This window comes from Thalassotalea sp. SU-HH00458 (assembly GCF_040362795.1).
Taxonomy (GTDB): Bacteria; Pseudomonadota; Gammaproteobacteria; order Enterobacterales; family Alteromonadaceae; genus Thalassotalea_H; species Thalassotalea_H castellviae.
The window spans coordinates 44,608-65,489 of sequence record NZ_BAABWW010000003.1 but is presented as its reverse complement, the minus strand read 5'-3'; the positions used below and the strand labels follow the sequence as shown (position 1 = coordinate 65,489).

Sequence of the window (20,882 nt, the reverse complement as noted above, 5' to 3'; positions counted from 1 at the left end):
GCTATATTAAATAACATACTTTAGGAGAAATCAGATGAAGTATGTTTATTTTTTGTTTTTGTTGCTGTGTCAATCGCAAGTGTTTGCGATTGAAGTCACCTTTATTAATCCTTCTGTGCCGGGAACTCCTTTTTGGGATAGAGTAACCGCCATCGCAAAAGCGGCCGCTGAAGATCTTGATATCAATTTAACCGTTGTGTATGGCAAAGATAACCGAGTCTTTAATTTACAGGCCATCCAAGCCGTCACTTCAAACAATATCTTACCTGATTATTTGATGTTTATGCCTTACGATGGCAACTCAGAGCTGTCATTTTCCACGTTGGAGAATGCTAAAATCCCTTTTATCACTTTAGAACGGACGCTTTTACCCGAAGAACAAAAACTTCTTGAGTTACCCCTAGAAAAATATCGTTATTGGCTCGGTGAAATTTTTCATGACAATACCGCTGCTGGAGAACTATTAGCGGATACCTTAATCGCTGCGGCCGTTAAAGATAACCAAAACATACTGAAAGTCGCCGGACTTGCGGGTAGTTTCAGTGGCGAATCAACTCAACGAACGTTAGGTTTAGAGAAAAGTATTGATAAACACGAAAATATTGAGTTATTACAAGTAGCTCCGGCTATATGGAGTCGTGAAAGAAGCCGATATATTATTCATCAAATGGCCGGCCGATTTGGGAAAATAGATATCGCTTGGGCTGCGTCAGATGGTATGGCGCTAGGGGTACTTGATTCTGTTAAAAGTGGCTACGAAGAGCTGAATCCTAAGATGAAAATTGGTGGTTTTGATTGGACGGTCGAAGCCATCGAAAAAGTGAAATCGAAAGAGTTAGTCGCTACGGTAGGAGGGCATATTTTTCAAGCGGCGTGGGGGTTAATAAAAATATATGATCACCATCATGATAAAAATGTTTTCATCAAAGGTCTTGATCAAAAAACTTATGACCTACAAGTTATTGATCAAGACAATATTGATACCTTTTATCTACTTGCGGAAAAAGTCGCGTGGCAAAAGGTGGATTTTAATGTGTTCACTTTAACAACTACGAATAATGACCATTATAATTTTGATATTGCCTTAGTCATGCAAATGCTCAATTAAGGTTTAAGTTAACAAACATTTCGTGGAACTAATTTAACGTCAACTCACCGCGTAAGTTTTCTTGTAATTTAGAGCGAATTTCATCGGCGGAAAAATTTTGACTTAATAAATAATGTAATTTCGTCAAAGTCGCTTCTAGAGTCATATCGGCACCGCTGATCACACCACATTGACTTAATGAAACTCCGGTGGCGTAACCATCCATATTTACCGTACCTTTTATACATTGACTACAGTTTACAATAATGATCCCTTGCTGATGTGCCTTTGCTAAACAGTTAAGTAAAGCTTCATCTTGAGGGGCATTACCAACCCCATAACTTCTAATAATCAGGGCTTTAACAGGTTGCTTGATTATATTTTTAATCAGCTCTGCACTTATTCCAGGATATAAATGCACAACCCCTACCGGTTGAGGAGTAATGCTAGAAAGAGTCACTTTGTTGTTTGTGCTCTCATTTATTTTTCCTGCAAGTACTTTAATATTAATACCGGCTTCTAACAGCGGTGACATATTTGGTGAATCAAACGCATTAAAGCCATCTGCATAAGCTTTTATCGAACGGTTTCCTCGAAATAATCGATTATTAAAAAATAATCCAACTTCGTTAATCGGGTAGTTTGCGGCAATAAATAATGAATTGAGTAAATTCACCTGTCCATCTGAACGTAATTGGCTAAAAGGAATTTGCGAGCCTGTTACTATAATAGGCTTAGATAAATTTTCGAACATAAACGATAAGGCTGAACTGGTATAAGCCATAGTATCTGTGCCATGCAAAACAACAAAACCATCATAAGCGTGATAGTTTTTATCAATATCATCCGCTATTCTTTGCCAGTCAGCTGGTGTCATATTGGATGAATCAATTAATGGCTGATATTCATGAATAGTGAAATCAGGCATTTCTTCACGATGAAAATCAGGCATGGCATTTATTGATTCGGTTAAATGACCTTTAACGGGTATGTAACCATTTTGACTAGCTTTCATACCAATGGTACCGCCAGTGTAAGCAATGTATATTCGTTTCTTCATTATTATAATCTGTTAGTTAAGAGCATTAAAAAGCCCCGGAAGTCGGGGCTATAATAACAAATATTTGTCTTAGATCATGAGTTAATTTATCTGACAAGCTAAACAAAATGAATAGATCCCTTGCGGATCATTAAGTTCACTAAGGGCTTGGTATTCATTTCGAATAGACAAGAGTAATTTATCTATAACGTCTGGTGTTCGAACTTGCTGCTCAGGCAATATTTTTACTGCTTGACCAAAGAAACTTTCAAAAAAGAGATCTTGTGGTGAACGTTCTTTTTCGATTAATAAAGTTTCAAACGAATCAAGTTTTGCTAAGTTTGCCGCTTCATTAATCGCATCATCTAAATTACCTAATTCATCCACTAAACCTAGTTCCTTAGCTCGCATACCTGACCAAACGCGCCCTTGAGCAATAGCATCTACTTGTTCTAATGACATATTTCGATTACTCGCTACCAGCTCAATAAAGTCTTGATAACCACGCTCAATGCCTAATTGAAAAATTTGCGCCATGCCATCGTTCAGAGGACGTGTTACGCCAAAACCCGCTATTTCGGTTGTTCCTACGCCATCAGTGTGAATGCCAAGTTGACTTAATGAGTTTTCAAAGGTCATGAATAAACCAAAAATACCGATAGACCCTGTGATAGTTGTTGGCGATGCAAAAATTTTATCTGCTGGTGCAGAAATCCAATAGCCACCCGAGGCTGCATAAGTGCCCATAGAAGCAATCACAGGTTTACCTGCCGCTTTTATTAATTCTATTTCTTGGCGGATAATGTCTGAAGCATAAGCACTACCACCTGGACTATCAACCCGAAGCACCACGGCTTTTACTTGACTGTTTAAGCGTGCTTTTTTCAAATATCGAGCCGTACTATCACCACCTATGGTACCTGGGCTTTGCGTGCCATCTAATATAGTCCCTTTGGCAACAATCACAGCAACTTGATCACCAGTGTTTTGATACGCGGGAAAAGGATCCGATGTTGCTTTTAAGTATTCTTTAAATGATATTTGATTAAAAGTATTGTGGTTATTTTGACCAACGAGTGAAATCATTTCTTGGGTGATTTCTTGGCGAGTTTTTAATTGATCAACCCAATGATTGGTTAACGCGTATTGTGCTATTTTTCCGTCTACACGCTGCAGTTTTTCCAGTAAGGCATCAGTGGTTTCATCAAAATTATCTATGCTAAATTCACGCTGACTAGCAACATCGAGTTTATATTGTTGCCATAGATCTGATAACCACTGTTTATTGGCTTCTTTGGCAGCAGGGGACATATCGTCACGCATATAAGGCTCAACGGCAGATTTATAAGTGCCAACCCTAAAGATATGTTGGCTAATAGACAGTTTTTCTAATGCTGATTTAAAATATAATTGGTAGCGGCCATAGCCATCTAACATCATCCAGCCATTTGGGTTTAACCAAATTTCATCGGCGTAACTGGCTAAATAATACTGGTCTTGTTGAAAATGATCGCCGTATGCAATAACTTTTTTACCTGTTGCTTTAAATGCTTCGATACTTTCAGCAATATCTCTTAGTTTGGTTAACCCCGCACTTTTCATGCCTTGTAATTGTAATGCTAATACCTGAATTCTATTATCGTTTTTTGCGGTATCTATCACATTGATGATATCAGCCAATAACACCTCTGGAGTTTCAGGAGGTTGATCAAACGCTTCATTTAAAAAAGCATCCATTGGTTTAATTTCTTGTTTTTGTTCAACAATATCGCCTTTTAAATTTAATACCAGTGCCGCTTTATTGGGAACATTAATTTCGTCTTCATCGGCAGTTAATACAATAAATAACAGCAATAACACCGTAAAAAATACTAAGTTAACGATAATTTTTCGGGAGATATTGAGGAGTTCAAAAAGACTTTTTGAGATGCGCTTAATTGCACTTGGATGTTCATTCATAAATAACCATGTTACCGACTAAAATTAATACCCTATGCTAATGAAATCTCACCCCTTTATGTAGTAATAATTGTAAAAAAATACATATTTTGTTAATCCATTGAAATTATTGTTAGTGAGCAGGGTTCTTATAAGTATCTTTATTTACAGAAAATGACTTATGTTGCTGATTTCGTTTTACCATAAATTATTGGATAAACTCCATTACGTTAATGGCTTACCGGCTTTTCTGATTCGCTTATATTTAGCTCCTGTTTTTATTATGGCAGGTTATAGCAAACTACAATTATCGGATCCTTCTGTTTCTGGAATAAAGCAATTTTTTGCCTCGCCAGATATCGTCCAATGGTTAGGTAATGCTGACTGGGGACTTGGTCTACCTTTTCCTGAGCTGTTAGCTAATTTAGCTGCATGGAGTGAGTTTTTAGGAGGATGGCTACTTTTGTTCGGATTATTCACTCGATTAATTTCAATTCCTCTAATGTTTACCATGATCATTGCCGCCACTTCTGTTCATGGCGAAAATGGATGGTTTGCCATTACGCCAACAAATCCAGATATTAGTCCTGCCAAAGTGTTCGTTTGGTTAGGCTTTGAACAGGCAAGTAGCAGTTTAGACAATAGCCTTGAAGCGGCTAAACGTTTAGAAGCCATGCGGGGGTTATTAGCAGAAAATGGTCATACTGAATGGTTATATGAAACAGGCTCAATCGTTGTGCTAAATAATGGCATTGAGTTTGCCTCGACTTATTTCATATTATTATTGGCGTTGTTTTTTATTGGTGCAGGGAGGTTTACCAGCATAGATCATTACCTATATAATCACTGGCTAAAACCTCGTTTAGTGAATAAAAATAGAATATGAATGCAATAGATCTGCTTATTACTCGTCAATCTACTCCTCAATTAATCGCGCCTTCACCCGATAAAACCGACTTGGAACTTATTTTAACAGCAGGGATGCGGGTGCCTGATCATGCAGGATTATTACCTTTTCACTTCACCGTTGTACAAAATGAAGGATTAACAAAACTCAGTGATATTTTTGTTCAGGCGATAAAACCCTCAACGACAGATCAAGCTAAGTTAGATAAAACAGCGAAAATGCCTTTTAGAGCACCGTTAATTGTGGTTGTTTCCACTCAATATCAACGCCACGATAAGGTACCAAAACATGAGCAACTTATCACGGCGGGTTGTTGTGTACATGCCATGCAAATGGCCAGCGTAGCATTAGGCTATGGTGCGATGTGGCGAACAGGGGATTTAAGTTTAAATGATCATGTTAAACATGCGTTATCAATTGATTTACATGAAGATATCGTTGGCTTTTTATATATTGGTACGCAAGCTAAATCGTTACCGTTAAAACCAACAAAACTATATGATGATCGGGTCAGTTATTTATAATTCGGCCGGTTTCTGTTGAAAAATCATCCCGTGTCAAAGGGTACTAACTTGCTTTTAAAGCCGTGTTAGATAAAACAGATAAAGTGAACAAGACAAAAAAAAGCCCTTATTAAAGGGCTTTGTAATTCATAAGGTATTAATGCAGTGTAGAATACACTTAATTATCTAAAAAGCCGCATTATTTGGTGTTCTTGGGAATGGGATCACGTCACGAACATTTTGCATACCTGTTGCGTACGCTACTAAACGTTCAAACCCTAAACCAAAACCAGAATGAGGCACAGTGCCGTATCTACGTAGATCACGATACCAGCTATAATCTTCTTGATTGAGGTTCATTTCTGCTAAACGCGAATCAAGGACATCAAGACGTTCTTCACGTTGGCTACCACCAATAATTTCACCAATACCGGGTGCTAAAATATCCATTGCAGCAACCGTTTTACCATCGTCATTTAAACGCATATAGAACGATTTAATATCTTTTGGATAGTTCTGTAGAACGACTGGGCCATTAAAGTGTTCTTCTGCTAAATAACGTTCATGCTCTGAATTTAAATCAACTCCCCAAGAAACAGGATTTTCGAACTTTTTATCACAGTTTTCTAAAATGGTAATTGCGTCAGTGTAATCAAGGCGAACAAAGTCGTTATTGATCACTGAATTTAAACGATCAATGACGGTTTTATCAACACGTTGTTGGAAAAACGCCATGTCGTCGGCACGTTCTTCAAGTACAGCAGTAAAAACATATTTCAACATTTCTTCTGCCAGATCGGCGGCATCGGCTAAATCAGCAAAAGCTATTTCAGGTTCAATCATCCAAAACTCCGCTAAATGACGCGTGGTATTTGAATTTTCAGCACGGAAGGTTGGCCCAAAGGTATACACTTTGGAAAGGGCACATGCATATGTTTCAACGTTTAGTTGGCCTGAAACCGTTAAAAAGGTTTCTTTGCCAAAAAAGTCTTTTTGGTAATCAACATCGCCTTTGTCTGTTCTCGGTAAGTTTTCCATATCTAACGTACTTACGCGGAACATTTCACCTGCGCCTTCACAATCACTGCCGGTAATTAAAGGGGTACTGATCCAAAAATAACCTTTGCTATGTAAAAAGCGATGAACCGCTTGGGCTAAGCTATTTCTAACACGAGTGACAGCGCCACCAATATTTGTTCGTGCACGTAAGTGAGCTTGTTCACGTAAAAACTCAATACTATGACGTTTAGCTGCCATTGGGTAAGTATCAGGATCATCCACTAAGCCATGAACGACAACATTGGTTGCTTGAATTTCATATGACTGACCTTTACCTGGAGATTCAACTAAAATACCCGTCACTTTAACTGCAGCACCGGTAGTCAGTTTTAAAACTTCAGATTGATAATTGTCTAGTTCACTTGGCGTAATTGCTTGAATGGCATCAAAACATGAACCGTCATGTATCGCTAAAAATGAAATACCTGCTTTAGAATCACGGCGAGTTCTAATCCAACCGTTGATGGTTATTTCTTCGTTTACAGGGTATTGTCCTGCTAAGACATCAGTAATTGCTATAACTGACATTTATCAACCTCTTTGCTAGTAAATTTTTGTTCTCGAAATAAGGAGGGATATGTTACCGTGCTTGTACTGTTTAACAAGTAAAAGTTGAGTTTTACGGTCTAATTATTGATGAATTTTTATAAATTTTTAAATCAAAGGCATTTTTATGGAGTCAGATAAACAAGAACGGAGGCGATCAGAAGATTTTTGGTTAAAAGCTATTCGTATTTCTACCTTGTTAGCGTGGGGATTATTTACCATTGCGTTGATCATTTCGTACTATGCAGCACCTGAAAATGATTACGGTGTTTTACGTTATCACAATATCTCGATTAGAAAATTCTGGTTAACACCTTTGACTGGGTATTTATATATTATGTTGTGGTTAAGTGCTTTATTTAGCTATATCTCTATTTTTGTGCACAAATATCGCAGCAGAAGAAAAACCGACAATAAACAATTTAATGTCTTTCTATTGTTTATTGTCTCTATCGCATGGGTTGCTTATATTGTTACTAGACTGGTTTAATCGAGAAAACACTCATCTTCCGAAAGGACAGTTTTAATCGCTAAAACCAGTTGGCTTATTTGTGTCTTGTTGATCACTAACGGCGGCATGATATAAATTAGCTTACCAAAAGGGCGGATCCAAACCCCTAACTCAACAAAACGTTTTTGAATCGTTGCCACATTAACCGCATGAGTGGTTTCAACCACCCCAATACTGCCAAGCACACGAGTACTGGCTACTTTGTTACATTGCTTTAATGGTAATAATTGTTGTTGGAACTGTAGTTCAATCGAACTAATTTTATGTTGCCAATCTTGATTAATTAATAAGTCAATACTCGCATTTGCAACAGCACAGGCAAGGGGGTTAGCCATATAAGTGGGGCCATGCATAAAACAACTGGCTTCACCTTCGCTAATGGTTTGCGCTATTTCAGCCGTACAAAGGGTTGCTGCTAAGGTTAGGTAACCACCGGTTAATGTTTTTCCTAAGCACATAATATCAGGTGAAATATCAGCCCATTCACAAGCAAATAATTTTCCTGTACGGCCTAAACCTGTGGCAATTTCATCTGCGATAAATAAAATTTGATATTGATCACATAACTGACGTACCGCTTTTAAGTAATTAGGATGATAAAAACGCATGCCGCCAGTGCCTTGAACAATAGGCTCAATAATAAAGGCGGCTGTTTCGTGATGATGTTGTTTAAATAAAGCTTCTAGTGTCGTGATTTCATCATCGTGCCAAGTTTCATCAATGTTTATACTTGGTGCAGGAGCAAAAATACTCTTCATCAGTACTTTTTCGAAAATTTGATGCATACCTGTAATGGGGTCACACACGGACATTGCTGCAAAAGTGTCACCGTGATAGCCGTTTCTGACGGTCATAACTCGGTGCTTATCTGATTGTCCTTTACTTTGCCAATATTGCAACGCCATTTTCAATGCGACTTCTACTGCAACAGAGCCGCTATCAGAGAAAAAGACTTTGTCTAATGTTTTCGGGGTTAAATGAATCAGCTTTTTGGCTAAATCAATCGCCGGTTGATGAGTAAGGCCACCAAACATAATATGAGAAAAATCCTGAGCTTGTTCTGTTAATGCTTGATTAAGTACAGGATGATTATAACCATGTAAAACTGACCACCAAGAAGACATGCCATCAATCAATGTTTCACCGGATGAAAGTTTAATTTCTACTCCATGAGCAGATTCGACAAGGTATGACGGTAATGGTTTTGACATTGACGTATAAGGGTGCCAGATGTGTTGGCGATCAAATTCAAGTAATTCTGTATATTTATTGTTCATATGTAAACTTTTTGTAGTGTTTTTTGTTGACAACTCGCTAATGCGCCATAGACTACCCGTTAAAATTATATGATGCAATTTCAATTAAAATAGGCTGTAGCGCAATGGTTCAAGATAATCAATTAGGCATTAACCCCAATAGTCAAATCCGTCACGATTGGTCACATGCTGAAGTGAAAGCATTATTTGACTTACCTTTTAATGATTTAATGTTTAAAGCACAAACGGTTCACCGTGAAAATTTCAATCCAAATGAAGTGCAAGTCAGTACATTATTGTCCATTAAAACAGGTGCTTGCCCTGAAGATTGTAAATATTGTTCTCAAAGTGCTCGTTATAACACGGACATAGAAAAAGAACGGTTAATGGAAGTAGAAAAAGTACTTGAAGCCGCAAAAATTGCTAAAGAGCAAGGTTCAACGCGCTTTTGTATGGGAGCCGGATGGAGAAACCCAAAAGCTCGTGATATGCCATATGTTGTAGAAATGGTGAAAGGCGTAAAAGCCATGGGGTTGGAAACTTGCATGACCTTAGGCATGATTGATAGCGATCAAGCCGGTGAACTACAAGAAGCTGGTTTAGACTACTATAACCATAATCTTGATACTTCACCTGAGCATTATAATTCAATTATTACTACCCGTAGTTACCAAGACCGTTTAGACACCTTACAAAACGTGCGAGATGCCGGCATGAAAGTGTGTAGTGGTGGTATTGTTGGTTTAGGCGAAAAAGCACAAGACCGTGTCTCGTTTTTAGCCCAACTCGCGAATTTACCTAAGCACCCTGACAGTGTGCCAATTAACATGTTAGTGAAAATAGCAGGCACGCCATTAGCAGATGTCGACGATTTAGATCATTTCGATTTTATTCGTTGTATTGCCGTTGCTCGTATCATGATGCCCAAAAGTCATGTTCGTTTATCAGCAGGCCGAGATGCCATGAATGAACAAATGCAATCCATGTGCTTTTTAGCAGGAGCTAATTCAATCTTTTATGGTTGTAAACTACTAACCACAGGTAATCCTGAAGCGAATAAAGATATGCAGTTATTTGCAAAATTAGGGATAAATACTGAAACGGTTGATAGCCCTGATCAAAATGACGAAAAAGCCATTCACACTGCTGTGATCAATCAGCAGAACAGTGAGTTGTTTTATGATGCTACTCAAGCATAGTCTGCGTTTAACTGACTAAACATTATGGCTTTTGAATATCTTGCTGAGCAACTCGCTCAGCAAAAACTTACCCATCGTTTCAGGCAACGCCATTGTATTGCAAAGCAACAAGAAGCAAACCTTTTCTGTAATGATAAAGAATATTTAAATTTTTCTTCGAATGATTATTTAGGGTTAAATCAACATCCTGATATTAATCATGCTTTACAAGAAGGGGTTAGTAAATTTGGTGTATCGTCTTGTTCTTCCAGTTTAGTGACTGGTTTTAGTTATGCTCATAACGCGTTAGAAAATACTTTATGCGAATGGTTAAACAAACCAAAGTGTTTGTTATTTAATAGTGGGTTTTCTGCAAATCATGGTCTATTGAGTGCTTTAGCATCTGAGCAAACACAATTTTGGTTAGATAAACTCTCTCATGCATCGCTTATCGATGGAGCATTGTCAGGAAAAGCGAAAGTGAAACGCTTTTTACACAATAACTATCAGCAACTGGAACAATTATTACTGAAAAAATCTTTAGCAAACAATCTTATTGTTTCTGAAGGAGTATTTAGCATGGATGGTGATCAAGCCGATATAAATGCCTTACAAAAAATCGCGCAAAAACACCAAGCTTGGCTATATTTAGACGATGCTCATAGCCTTGGGATCATAGGTGAAAAAGGTCAAGGCAGTGTCAGTATTAATCCGCACGTTGATATCGTTATGGCGACATTTGGCAAAGCTGTTGCCACATCAGGTGCGTTTATTGCGTGTGATGAAACACTGCATGATTATTTGATTAATTTTTCACGTCATTATATTTATTCAACCGCAATGTCACCGGCAATTGCTTGGGCAACAAATAAGAGTGTCGAAATTATTCAAAAGGACAATTGGCGACGTGAAAAAATTGCAGAGTTAAGTAGACTTTTTGCCAAAAGTTTAAATGATAACATCGAAATGATCCCAACATCCTCATCAATTCACGCCATAATCGTCGGTGATGAAAAGAAGAGCTTAGACATTGCAGAGAAATTAAAAGCAAAGGGTATTTGGTTAACGGCCATTAGGCCACCGACCGTTCCTAATGGTACATCTCGGTTACGTGTTACTATTTGTGCTAATCATAATGAACGAGATATCAAGTACTTAGCTGAAAACATTAATAAGGCCATCAATTGATGCCAGAAAATATAAATTTATCAAAGATAGCGCGATCATTTGGCTCAGCCAGTGAGTCGTACGATATTTCTGCTCGTTTACAACGCTATAGTGGAAAAAATTTAATGCCTTGGTTACCAAATCGTAACGATTTAACCGTGGTAGATTTAGGCAGCGGAACCGGATTTTTTACTGATATTTTAGCGTCTCGATATCATCAAGTGATTGGTTTAGATATATCGACGAAAATGTTGGAATTTGCCAAACACAACCGAAATGAGTCAATTGTTTGGTTAGAAGCCGACGCTTACCAGTTACCTTTTGCAAATGGTAGCATTGATCTGATTTATTCTAATTTGATGATCCAATGGTGTGAAGCTTTACCTGTTTTAAAAGCTGAAATCATTAGAGTGTTAAAACCAGGTGGTTTATTTATCTTTTCAACGTTAGTCGATGGAACCTTATTCGAACTAAAATCGTCGTGGGCACAAGTTGATGATGATAAACATGTTATTGATTTTAAAACTGAACAAGACCTTTCCGCGATCTTCAATACCGATGAATCAAAGTTAATTGAATTTTCAAACAAAGATATTGTTTTAGAATATGAAAATGTGCTTCATCTTGCCAAAGAACTAAAAGGTTTAGGCGCTAACCAAGTACCTAAAAAGCAATCAAAGGGCTTAGCAGGTAAAGATAAATGGCAAAAAATGATGGTTTCTTATCAGGACTTTCTTGAACCTAGTGGTATTTATCCTGCCACGTATAAAGTTTTTTCTGGCTTAATGGTAAAACTAAATGATTAAACTCTTTATTACTGCTACTGACACCGATGCGGGTAAAACTTATGTGGCGCAGTCGCTTATTACTGCACTTGTTGAACAGCAATTAACCGTTGCTGTTTATAAACCAATATCAGCAGGCTGTGATAAAGTCGAAATGCAGCAGGGTTTCCAGCTTGTTAATGAAGATGCCTTATTACTGGCAAATGCTTCAAATTGTCAACAATCGTTAGCGAACGTAAACCCGATTGCTTTTGAAGAACCCATTGCACCGCATATTGCCGCTCAAAAACATAATAAGGTGATAGATTTAGCTTTTCTTGATGAACATTATCAGAGTATCACCAATAATCATTGTGATGTTGTGATCACTGAAGGGGCTGGTGGCTGGCGCCTACCGCTAGGTAATGGACAATTTTTATCGCAATTTGTTCAAAGCAGCAAGCAAGACGTTATTCTCGTAGTTAATATGAAACTTGGTTGTTTAAATCATGCAATTTTAACTTATCAAGCAATTGTTTCAGACGGTTTAACGTGTGTAGGCTGGGTGGCAAATTGCCTAGACAACATGCCATATCTTGAGGAAAACATTGCTGAACTATCACAGTTTTTTCCTATGCCTTTGCTAGCACAACTTGATAAACAAACCGATATACAAAAAGCAGCGGCTAAATTTAATTTACAACCGCTTCTGGCTCATCTTTAACACGCTTGTACTTTTAAAACATAAGCGTCTTTAGAATATAACTGTCATACATAAGTTAATTATTTAATGCTTGTAAACACGCACTGGCAATAAAACCAGAGCGTGTTTTATGTGCTTCTGATTTACTCACCCGATCATCTATTTGTTTAATTAACAGCTCTGGCAATGTCACGTTAATTTTATGACTTTTGCCTAAATAGGGCGTGATGTCGATATCAACTAAACACCAAATTACCTGATTAATACTTTCCTGATGTTTCTCTATCGTTGACGCATGAGGAATACTTTCCCCATATTCAGCCAAAATCGAAAAGTGTGATGCCATGCTTTTTTCTATGTCGATTAAAGCTTGATCAATGGTCGTAGCATGACACTCGCAACCAGGTAGATCAGGCACGCTAACTTTATAGTGTTCACTGCCAATAATCTTTTTTAGTGCAATAGGGTATTTCATTGTTTTTGTCCCTTTTTAATGAGTTTTTCATAGTAACCCTGATAACCCCTTATGGTCAATAACTAATAACCCCGATAACTCCATTAAATTAATGTTAATAACTCTGATAACTCTTGAATCTTGAGCGGTAATAACTCTGATAACTCTGTGTTTTATTGATGTGAATATTCACTTTCAATGTAAATAGTTAAATCAGTGGATATTTATTAAAGGTGTGTTTAGCCATCTAAGCCAATAGAGATAAAGTACTAAGGAGTTATTAGGGTTGTAAATAATGTGGTAAATATAAGAAATTGCAGACGTTATCGTGTTAGTTACGACAGTTAAATATCCGAGATTGTCAGGTAGGAATTGCCAAAATTTGCTGGTAATTTTCAATAGTGTCTGATCATTTTAAAACCGATAACGGAAATTGAAAAAGAACATATTGAGATAATGGTGAATGCTTTTTTCATTAAATGCTGAAACTAAGCAGCTGAAAATACTTGATGAACTCAATTTAAAACTTGAAAAGAATCAAAACAATTGCAAGTTGTCATTAATGAAAGTCATCAAGTTTAATCAATGGTTTGTTTTTTGAAGTAGATTTTTATTTTATTGGCAATGTACAAGCTGTTGTTTACGATACTGGCTTGGTGAAACAGCAAAGGTTTTTTTAAATTGTTTAGAGAATTGATAAATATCAGCATAACCTACTTGGTGAGCAATTGCCCCGAGTTTAATATCAACATCAAATAACAACCTTTGCGCGGTTGCCATCCGTTTTCGAATAACATAATGACTAATACTGGTATCGAAATGCTGTCGAAATTGATGACAAAGATGACTTCTAGAGACGCCAGCTAATGACGCTAATTCATCTAATACAATCGCTTGATTAAAATATTTGTCTAAATAGTTTTTAACACTGAGTACATAACTTGGCATTTTACTGTAAGGATTTTTTGTACCAATTTGTCTTGCTATGGCACGAGCCCAATTTTGAAAAAGGTTTTGGATAATAATGGGATCAAATGCAATAGGGTGCAGCATTTCATCCATCATATTTTGTAAATGACAGATCATTACTGACTCATCCGTTAAAGTTATCGGTGTTGCTATTGGTAATAAATTACTTTCAATTTGTGTATTTACCCATGTCCCTTCAATATGCATCCAAGAGTGGTATTCAATGCCTGCTTTGGTCGCCCAACTAAAAAATTGTTTTTCACCTGGTGGCCAAATGATCAACGTTTTAGCTTCAGTAGAAGGTGCTTTTTGTTGTTTAATCAATCTGGCCGGTTGATGAAACAACATGATCAACCAATCGCCCGTACCTATGGGTCTATCTACATTGGCATTTACCATCGGCTCTTTAATACCAATACCACGCACGGTCATTAACGATTCGGGCTGGAGTTCATCGCCAAACCAATGGCGAATAACCTTGTCATTATCGTCAGATAGCGGGTGATCCCAGCGTAAATAATCGGGGGGATTTTGATTCTGCACGCTTTACCTAATGTTTGTTAATTTTTACCAAATCACAATCTATCACAAGAAAATAGCAATAAGAACCATTTTAAATCAAATTTTTAAGGATAGAATCGTAATACAAAACAAATTAAAGGATGCTTTAATGGTCGATAATAAAAAAACAAATAATAAAAATAAATTATTTTTATGGGCGCTCACGTCATCTTTAGCGGGTTTTCTTTTTGGCTTTGACACTGTGGTTATTTCAGGTGCTGAGAAAACCATTCAATCGTTATGGGGGTTATCATCTACACTTCATGGCTTAGCGTTAAGCGCTGCATTATGGGGTACGGTTTTAGGAGCGTTATTTGGCGGTTGGCCCACGGATCGGTTTGGTCGTGTAAAAACCTTGGTCGCCATTGGTGTGCTTTATTTAGTGTCGGCATTATGGTCAGCGTTAGCGACTGATCCTTATTCATTTATGATCGCTCGCTTTATTGGTGGTTTAGGAGTTGGGGTGTCAACCATTGTCGCACCTTTATATATTTCTGAGATATCACCAGCAGATAAACGTGGCCGTTTAACAGGTTTGTTCCAGTTTAATATTGTCTTTGGCATTCTTGTCGCTTTTATTTCTAATGCTTTGTTGGGTGGTATAGGTGAAAACGCGTGGCGATGGATGCTTGGTGTGGAAGCCATACCTGCGGTTATTTATTGTGCTTTTTGTTTTTTCTTGCCAGAAAGCCCACGATGGTTAATAGGTAAGTGTAAAAATATTGCATCAGGTAAACGAGTGTTAGCGCAAGTAAACCCACACATGACAGACAGTGAAATTGAAGACTTAACACAATCTATTGTCAATGCAGCCAACACAGTGGGAGTTAAAACACCTTTTTGGAGTCAACGCTTAAAATATCCCATCATTTTGGCGTTTTTAATTGCTTTTTTTAATCAATTATCAGGAATAAACGCGATTCTTTATTTTGCCCCTCGTATCTTTGAAATGACCGGTTTAGGGCAAGAGGCTGCATTATTACAGTCTGCTGGTATAGGTATTACCAACCTTATCGCTACCTTTGTTGGGTTATGGTTGATCGACCGTATTGGTAGAAGAACTTTACTTTATATAGGCTCTGTTGGTTATATACTTGCACTAGGAACATGTGCATGTGCGTTTGCCAATGAAGTATATGCTATTGTTCCATTTTGTATTTTCTTCTTTATTGCCGCACATGCCGTAGGGCAAGGAGCCGTAATTTGGGTATTTATTGCAGAAATTTTCCCTACCGAGCACCGCACAACTGGTCAATCACTCGGTTGTTCTACCCATTGGGTATTTGCCGCTATGATGACATTGTTTTTTCCAACGGTTGTCGCGGTTTTTTCACCACAATATGTTTTTGGCTTTTTCTGTTTGATGATGATAGGTCAATTCATTTGGGTATTTTTTATGGTGCCAGAGACAAAAGGTGTTCCCCTTGAAGCGTTACAGAAAAAACTGGGCATTGCTTCTCATAATGATATTGAAATTAAACAAAGTTCATCAATAGTAGGACAGTAAACAATGAAAAACCCTTTTAATATTGTAGGCATCGGCGAAGTGCTGTGGGATATTTTCCCTGACGGACCTCGCTTTGGTGGTGCACCTGCTAATATGATTTGTGCTATCACGGATTTATCAGGCAAAAACGCTAAAGTTAGTATGATAAGTGCTGTAGGTGCTGATCAATTAGGTGATGATGCGATTGCTTATTTGGCAAATCGACAAGTGAATATAGGACTTATTGAAAAAGTAAACTATCCAACAGGTACGGTAACGGTAATGTTAGATGGTGCTAATCAAGCCAGTTATCAATTTGCTGATAATTGTGCTTGGGATAACTTAGTATGGTCATCCAAGCTTGCTGAAACTGCCGCATCAATTGATGCGGTTTGTTTTGGAAGCCTAGCTCAACGTAATGCTGGTTCAAGAGAGACCATTCATCGCTTTATTCAACACGTGCCTAAACAAGCGTTAAAAGTGTTTGATGTGAATTTAAGAGCGCCTTTTTATTCGACCGAAGTTATTCTGCAGTCACTTGAATTAGCGAATGTTCTAAAACTGAATGAAGAAGAATTACCGATTATTGCTAAAGTCGTTGGAATTTCAGGAGATAACCACGAGTTACTTCAACAGTTAAAACAATTATATCAATTAACGACAATAGCTTTTACCCAAGGCGCGCAAGGTGCGGTGTTATTGCATCATGATGAAGTGATAGAAGTGCCAATTGTTGCCACGACGGTTATTGACACTGTCGGGGCGGGTGATTCGTTTACAGCGGCGCTTACCTTAGGTTTATTACAAAACAAGCCGTTGAGTGAAATCGGTGAGTTTGCCAGTCTTGTATCATCCTATGTTTGCTCGCAGCGCGGAGCAACACCAGTTTTAACACATTTATAGAGAACGTTTCATTAAGTAGGATCAGAAAATGAATTATTTAAGTGATCAATTTTTATTACAACATTGCCAAGAAATATTAGATTTTTACACGCCTCGTGTTGTTGATGAACAAGGCGGCTATTTTCAAAATTACTATGATGATGGTGAAACATTTAATCAGCAACATAAACAATTAGTTAGCAGTACTCGTATAATTGTTAATTACGCTTTAGCGTCGCAAGTTTTTAACAAACAAGCGTATGTTGAAATTGCAAAACACGGCTTAGAGTTTTTAGAAAAAACACATTGGCAAGCAAATACCCAACGTTATGCATGGACGCTTGTCAATAATCAACCAAGCGATATGACTCAACAAGCTTATGGATATGCTTTTGTGTTGTTAGCTTATGCAGCGGTAAGAAAAGTAGGCATAATTGCCAGTGATGAGAAACTGCTGGCAACTTATGACTTATTAGAACAACGATTTTGGCAAAGTGATTTTGGCTTGTACGCGGATGAAATTAGCCCAGAAGGTGTGCTTAGTGATTATCGTGGCCAAAATGCCAATATGCATTTATGTGAAGCAATGATCGCCGCTTACGAAGCAACCAAAATCGACAAGTTTTTAACTCGTGCTAAATTATTAGCTGAAAATATCGCAGTAAAACAAGCGGGCTTAACGGATGACTTAGTGTGGGAACATTTTACACCAAGCTTTGAACCTGATTGGGACTATAATAAAAATGATCCTAAAAACTTATATCGACCTTGGGGGTTTCAACCTGGTCATCAAACTGAATGGGCAAAATTATTGCTGGTCCTGAATCGACACGCCCCAGAAGATTGGCTGGTGGAGCGCGCAATTGATTTGTATGAACGAGCATACAACCTTGCCTGGGATAATCAATATGGTGGCTTAATTTATGGTTTTGATCGACAAGGAAACTGGTGTGATGATGATAAATACTTTTGGGTACAAGCTGAAAGTTTCGCAACCGCTGCGCTCTTGTATAAAGAAACGAATGAACCAAAATATTTAGAGCACTATATGAAGCTGTGGCAATATTGTGATGATCATTTTGTTGACCATAGTCATGGCGCTTGGTTTAGACTGTTAAACCGAGATAATAGTAAGGTATCTAATGAAAAAAGTAGTGCTGGCGCTAAATGTGACTACCACACGTTAGGCGCATGTTTTGAAGTGTTACGCACTTTTGCTTAACTTTGATAGTAACTGACTATGGCTGTTTATACGCTTTCCAACAACTTGTTAACTTGTCAAATTAATGAACGAGGTGCAGAGCTTAACAGTTTAGTATCTACCACTCACCATCAAGAGTATATATGGCAAGCAGATCCTGCAATTTGGGCAGGCTCTGCTCCTATTTTATTTCCCGTGGTGGGGCGATTAAACGAGGGAGAATATCGTTACCAAGGCAAAGACTACGCCATACCGATACCATCGTTATTGGTATCTTCTAAAATAACGATATGGCCAACAGGATCTGTCTCGCCAGTACCAGCTACATCAAGCATATAGTTGGTCATTTCAGCTACCCACATTCGTCCTTTAGCATCGAAACTGATTAATACTGGATCACGAACCAATGGCTCTGCCGCTACGTTTTCTATCGCTAAATTATCTTGCAGTTCAAATGCTTTTACGGCATCAGTAGGGGATAATGGATGTGATGAAGGACCGTTAATCCAGGCTTCATATCCCGCGCCATGAACATATTCAATATTGCCTTCGTTTTCTGATTGATGATGTTTGTAACCGATGAAAAGTAATAGAAGCAGACAAATGCCGAAAAGTTTAAATTTATTCATGAAGTAGATACCGCTTTAGAAAAATCAAATATAGGTATGACCAATTAATTTGTCGCTATCTTACGTTTAAAATAAACAACTAACAACCGTGTTTCACTAAAACGCAATGAATCGTTAATAGTTTGTCAAAGACCTATTAAATAATTGTTTTTAAGTATTGGCTCTGCTTTATTTTTAAACAGTGAAACACCTTTACTCTCATAGTGTTTTACTTTTCTGATATCCAGCTTTTTAACACTTTAGACATGACTTCTCGTTCAATGGGTTTTGAAATAAAATCATTCATACCTGTAGCTAAACATTTTTCGCGATCACCTGTCATAGCATTGGCGGTCATGGCGATAATAGGTACCTTTTTATATAAACCACCGCATTCACCCGATCTGATCCGTTTTGTTGTTTCATAACCGTCTAAGGTGGGCATTTGGCAGTCCATCAATATGCAAGTGTAGGGGGTATCAATTCTTAATGATAATTTAAGTTTAGCTATTGCGATGGCGCCATTTTCAGCGACGTCGCATACTAAGTTAAAGCTTTTCAGTAATTGAATCGCAACTACTTGATTGATGCGATTATCTTCTACCAATAATATTTTAGTATTCTCTTGCCATTTAGGTATGTCAGTTGTATCAAGTTCTGTACTTTCAAAAGTAAAATCCTCAATGATTTCTAGAGGAATAGTAACGGTAAACATACTGCCTTGGTTTTCGACACTTTCAACCGTGATATCGCCTTTTAATAATTGACTTAATTGTTTTGAGATTGAAAGCCCTAGGCCACTACCTCCAAAATTACGGGTTGTAGAACTATCGGCTTGTTGAAATGATTCAAATACCGTGGCTAATTTATCTTCATCAATTCCAACACCTGTATCAATAATCGAACACACTAAATAATCGACATTAGCTTTATGTACTTGTTTCGCTTTGACAATGATTTCACCTTCTTCGGTAAATTTAATGGCATTACCAATCAGATTAAAGAGAATTTGTTTAATTCGAAGTGGGTCAGATTTTACATGCCGACTTATTATAAGGTCAGTGTCTAAAGTAAGTGATAATGCTTTATTATTTGCTAGGTTTTCCATGGTATGAAAAACCTCTGTAAATAAATTGATCAGGTCAAATTCTATGTATTCTAAGGATAATTTTCCGGCTTCTATTTTTGAATAATCTAAAACCTCATTTACTACATCAAGGAGAATTTTACTTGAGGTAAACGCAATATTTATTTTTTCTTTATACTCAGTTTTCATCTCAGCATCTTGCAATAATTCAAGCATGCCCATGACACCATTAATGGGAGTTCTTATTTCATGACTCATATTAGCTAAAAATTCACTTTTTGTTCTATTTGCCTTTTTCGCCTCATCTAATAGCTCAAGTGCTGATGTTTCTGCCTTTAGCATTCTATATTGAAAACGTTCTAACACTAGATAAGCTAAGTAAAGGTAGATGATTAAATTCAATACGTTGCCAAATAAGTAGCCGTATGTCAGCCAAAGTGGATAATTTAATGCTATGGGGTACGTTAACCAATGTATGGCGTAAAAGACAAATAGAGATAAAATAAAGAAAGGCTGATTTAAATACATGTGCTTTTTCTTGTGATACAGCATTTTCATGATATACAGTAAGAAAAAGGCTTGGCAAGTTGAAAATACTATCATTGCAATAAATGAAGCATCCGCACCATATTTGAGACCAATAATTAAAACAAACGCTGTTATCGCGAATGAGAAAACTTTTACATAATAGTTAACAGAAATTCTTTTATTGAAAAAATAGTATAACCCCAACACTAAGAACACTTTTTCTACTATTAACAAGAACATGTAAATTGTTTGTATTTCTTGTTGAGCAAGATATTCAGGTAAAAAATATAAATTTAATCTACCGAAAAGAATTGCAAGAACTGAAATTAACCAAAAAAAAGTTCGAGATAGTATATTCGGGACTAACATAACCCAAAGAAAAAATATCGCTAATAAAGAATAAGCGGTGATCCCTACAATATTAATAATGACAGATAGTTCCATAATC

Annotated in this window: 20 protein-coding genes; 12 read left to right on the top strand and 8 right to left on the bottom strand. The window is 37.3% G+C overall.

The annotated features are described in order from the left end of the window. The first annotated feature begins 34 nt into the window (after positions 1-34). Positions 35-1,108 carry an ABC transporter substrate-binding protein gene (locus ABXH06_RS05530; RefSeq protein WP_353517563.1) on the top strand — a complete coding sequence of 358 codons (1,074 nt, stop codon included), beginning with the start codon at positions 35-37 and terminating at the stop codon, positions 1,106-1,108. 28 nt (positions 1,109-1,136) lie between these two features. Here the strand turns inward: ABXH06_RS05530 and ansA are convergent, their stop codons facing one another. Together ansA and sppA are read right to left on the bottom strand one after the other, a co-directional pair. Then, complete coding sequence (gene ansA, locus ABXH06_RS05525; RefSeq protein WP_311577375.1) at positions 1,137-2,150, bottom strand: asparaginase; 1,014 nt, start codon at positions 2,148-2,150, stop codon at positions 1,137-1,139. 78 nt (positions 2,151-2,228) lie between these two features. Beyond that, on the bottom strand, positions 2,229-4,085 hold the full coding sequence (gene sppA, locus ABXH06_RS05520) for a signal peptide peptidase SppA (RefSeq protein ID WP_353517562.1): 1,857 nt from the start codon (positions 4,083-4,085) through the stop codon (positions 2,229-2,231). Between the two features lie 160 nt (positions 4,086-4,245). Between sppA and ABXH06_RS05515 the strand changes: the two genes are divergently transcribed. Next, positions 4,246-4,950, top strand: coding sequence for an HvfX family Cu-binding RiPP maturation protein (locus tag ABXH06_RS05515; RefSeq protein WP_353517561.1), 705 nt, complete (start codon positions 4,246-4,248; stop codon positions 4,948-4,950). Continuing rightward, positions 4,947-5,495, top strand: coding sequence for an NAD(P)H nitroreductase (locus tag ABXH06_RS05510; RefSeq protein ID WP_353517560.1), 549 nt, complete (start codon positions 4,947-4,949; stop codon positions 5,493-5,495). Before ABXH06_RS05515 ends, ABXH06_RS05510 begins: the two co-directional genes overlap by 4 nt. Positions 5,496-5,660: 165 nt before the next feature. Here the strand turns inward: ABXH06_RS05510 and asnS are convergent, their stop codons facing one another. Beyond that, positions 5,661-7,061, bottom strand: a complete 1,401-nt coding sequence (asnS, locus tag ABXH06_RS05505) for an asparagine--tRNA ligase (RefSeq protein WP_311575542.1) — start codon at positions 7,059-7,061, stop codon at positions 5,661-5,663. A gap of 145 nt (positions 7,062-7,206) precedes the next feature. Here asnS and ABXH06_RS05500 point away from each other — a divergent pair, with 145 nt between their 5' ends. Next, positions 7,207-7,569: a hypothetical protein gene (locus ABXH06_RS05500; RefSeq protein WP_311575538.1), complete on the top strand. Its 363-nt coding sequence runs from the start codon at positions 7,207-7,209 to the stop codon at positions 7,567-7,569. Here the strand turns inward: ABXH06_RS05500 and bioA are convergent. Next, a complete protein-coding gene (gene bioA / locus ABXH06_RS05495) occupies positions 7,566-8,867 on the bottom strand; it encodes an adenosylmethionine--8-amino-7-oxononanoate transaminase (protein WP_353517559.1) in 1,302 nt (433 codons plus the stop codon). The two genes, ABXH06_RS05500 and bioA, sit on opposite strands and share 4 nt — an antisense overlap. Positions 8,868-8,971: 104 nt before the next feature. Here bioA and bioB point away from each other — a divergent pair, with 104 nt between their 5' ends. Genes bioB through bioD form a run of 4 tightly spaced genes read left to right on the top strand, consistent with a single transcriptional unit; the run spans position 8,972 to position 12,679 of the window. Beyond that, complete coding sequence (gene bioB / locus ABXH06_RS05490; protein ID WP_311575529.1) at positions 8,972-10,045, top strand: biotin synthase BioB; 1,074 nt, start codon at positions 8,972-8,974, stop codon at positions 10,043-10,045. A 24-nt stretch (positions 10,046-10,069) separates the two neighbouring features. Beyond that, positions 10,070-11,212 (top strand): aminotransferase class I/II-fold pyridoxal phosphate-dependent enzyme, encoded by a 1,143-nt coding sequence (locus ABXH06_RS05485; protein ID WP_353517558.1) that lies wholly within the window; start codon positions 10,070-10,072, stop codon positions 11,210-11,212. Continuing rightward, positions 11,212-11,997: a malonyl-ACP O-methyltransferase BioC gene (gene bioC, locus ABXH06_RS05480; RefSeq protein ID WP_311575518.1), complete on the top strand. Its 786-nt coding sequence runs from the start codon at positions 11,212-11,214 to the stop codon at positions 11,995-11,997. Before ABXH06_RS05485 ends, bioC begins: the two co-directional genes overlap by 1 nt. Next, positions 11,990-12,679 carry a dethiobiotin synthase gene (bioD, locus tag ABXH06_RS05475; RefSeq protein ID WP_353517557.1) on the top strand — a complete coding sequence of 230 codons (690 nt, stop codon included), beginning with the start codon at positions 11,990-11,992 and terminating at the stop codon, positions 12,677-12,679. Before bioC ends, bioD begins: the two co-directional genes overlap by 8 nt. A 55-nt stretch (positions 12,680-12,734) precedes the next feature. Here bioD and ABXH06_RS05470 read toward each other — a convergent pair whose 3' ends face one another. Beyond that, positions 12,735-13,133: a type II toxin-antitoxin system HicB family antitoxin gene (locus ABXH06_RS05470; protein WP_311575509.1), complete on the bottom strand. Its 399-nt coding sequence runs from the start codon at positions 13,131-13,133 to the stop codon at positions 12,735-12,737. 594 nt (positions 13,134-13,727) lie between these two features. Further along, positions 13,728-14,624: a helix-turn-helix transcriptional regulator gene (locus ABXH06_RS05465; RefSeq protein ID WP_353517556.1), complete on the bottom strand. Its 897-nt coding sequence runs from the start codon at positions 14,622-14,624 to the stop codon at positions 13,728-13,730. 10 nt (positions 14,625-14,634) lie between these two features. On the opposite strand from ABXH06_RS05465, the gene ABXH06_RS05460 reads away from it, so the two are divergent. The 4 genes from ABXH06_RS05460 to ABXH06_RS05445 are packed head-to-tail and all read left to right on the top strand — an operon-like array spanning position 14,635 to position 18,550. After that, entirely contained in the window at positions 14,635-16,149 is a 1,515-nt protein-coding gene (locus tag ABXH06_RS05460) for a sugar porter family MFS transporter (RefSeq protein WP_353517555.1), read from the top strand. A gap of 3 nt (positions 16,150-16,152) precedes the next feature. Next, positions 16,153-17,031, top strand: a complete 879-nt coding sequence (locus ABXH06_RS05455; RefSeq protein WP_353517554.1) for a carbohydrate kinase family protein — start codon at positions 16,153-16,155, stop codon at positions 17,029-17,031. 28 nt (positions 17,032-17,059) lie between these two features. Further along, positions 17,060-18,232 carry an AGE family epimerase/isomerase gene (locus ABXH06_RS05450; RefSeq protein ID WP_353517553.1) on the top strand — a complete coding sequence of 391 codons (1,173 nt, stop codon included), beginning with the start codon at positions 17,060-17,062 and terminating at the stop codon, positions 18,230-18,232. Between the two features lie 18 nt (positions 18,233-18,250). Continuing rightward, positions 18,251-18,550: an aldose epimerase family protein gene (locus tag ABXH06_RS05445; RefSeq protein ID WP_311575488.1), complete on the top strand. Its 300-nt coding sequence runs from the start codon at positions 18,251-18,253 to the stop codon at positions 18,548-18,550. Here the strand turns inward: ABXH06_RS05445 and ABXH06_RS05440 are convergent. Both ABXH06_RS05440 and ABXH06_RS05435 read right to left on the bottom strand, forming a co-directional pair. Next, on the bottom strand, positions 18,454-18,840 hold the full coding sequence (locus ABXH06_RS05440; RefSeq protein WP_353517552.1) for a DUF7133 domain-containing protein: 387 nt from the start codon (positions 18,838-18,840) through the stop codon (positions 18,454-18,456). The two genes, ABXH06_RS05445 and ABXH06_RS05440, sit on opposite strands and share 97 nt — an antisense overlap. Before the next feature lie 208 nt (positions 18,841-19,048). After that, positions 19,049-20,878: an ATP-binding protein gene (locus ABXH06_RS05435; protein WP_353517551.1), complete on the bottom strand. Its 1,830-nt coding sequence runs from the start codon at positions 20,876-20,878 to the stop codon at positions 19,049-19,051. Positions 20,879-20,882 lie beyond the last annotated feature (4 nt).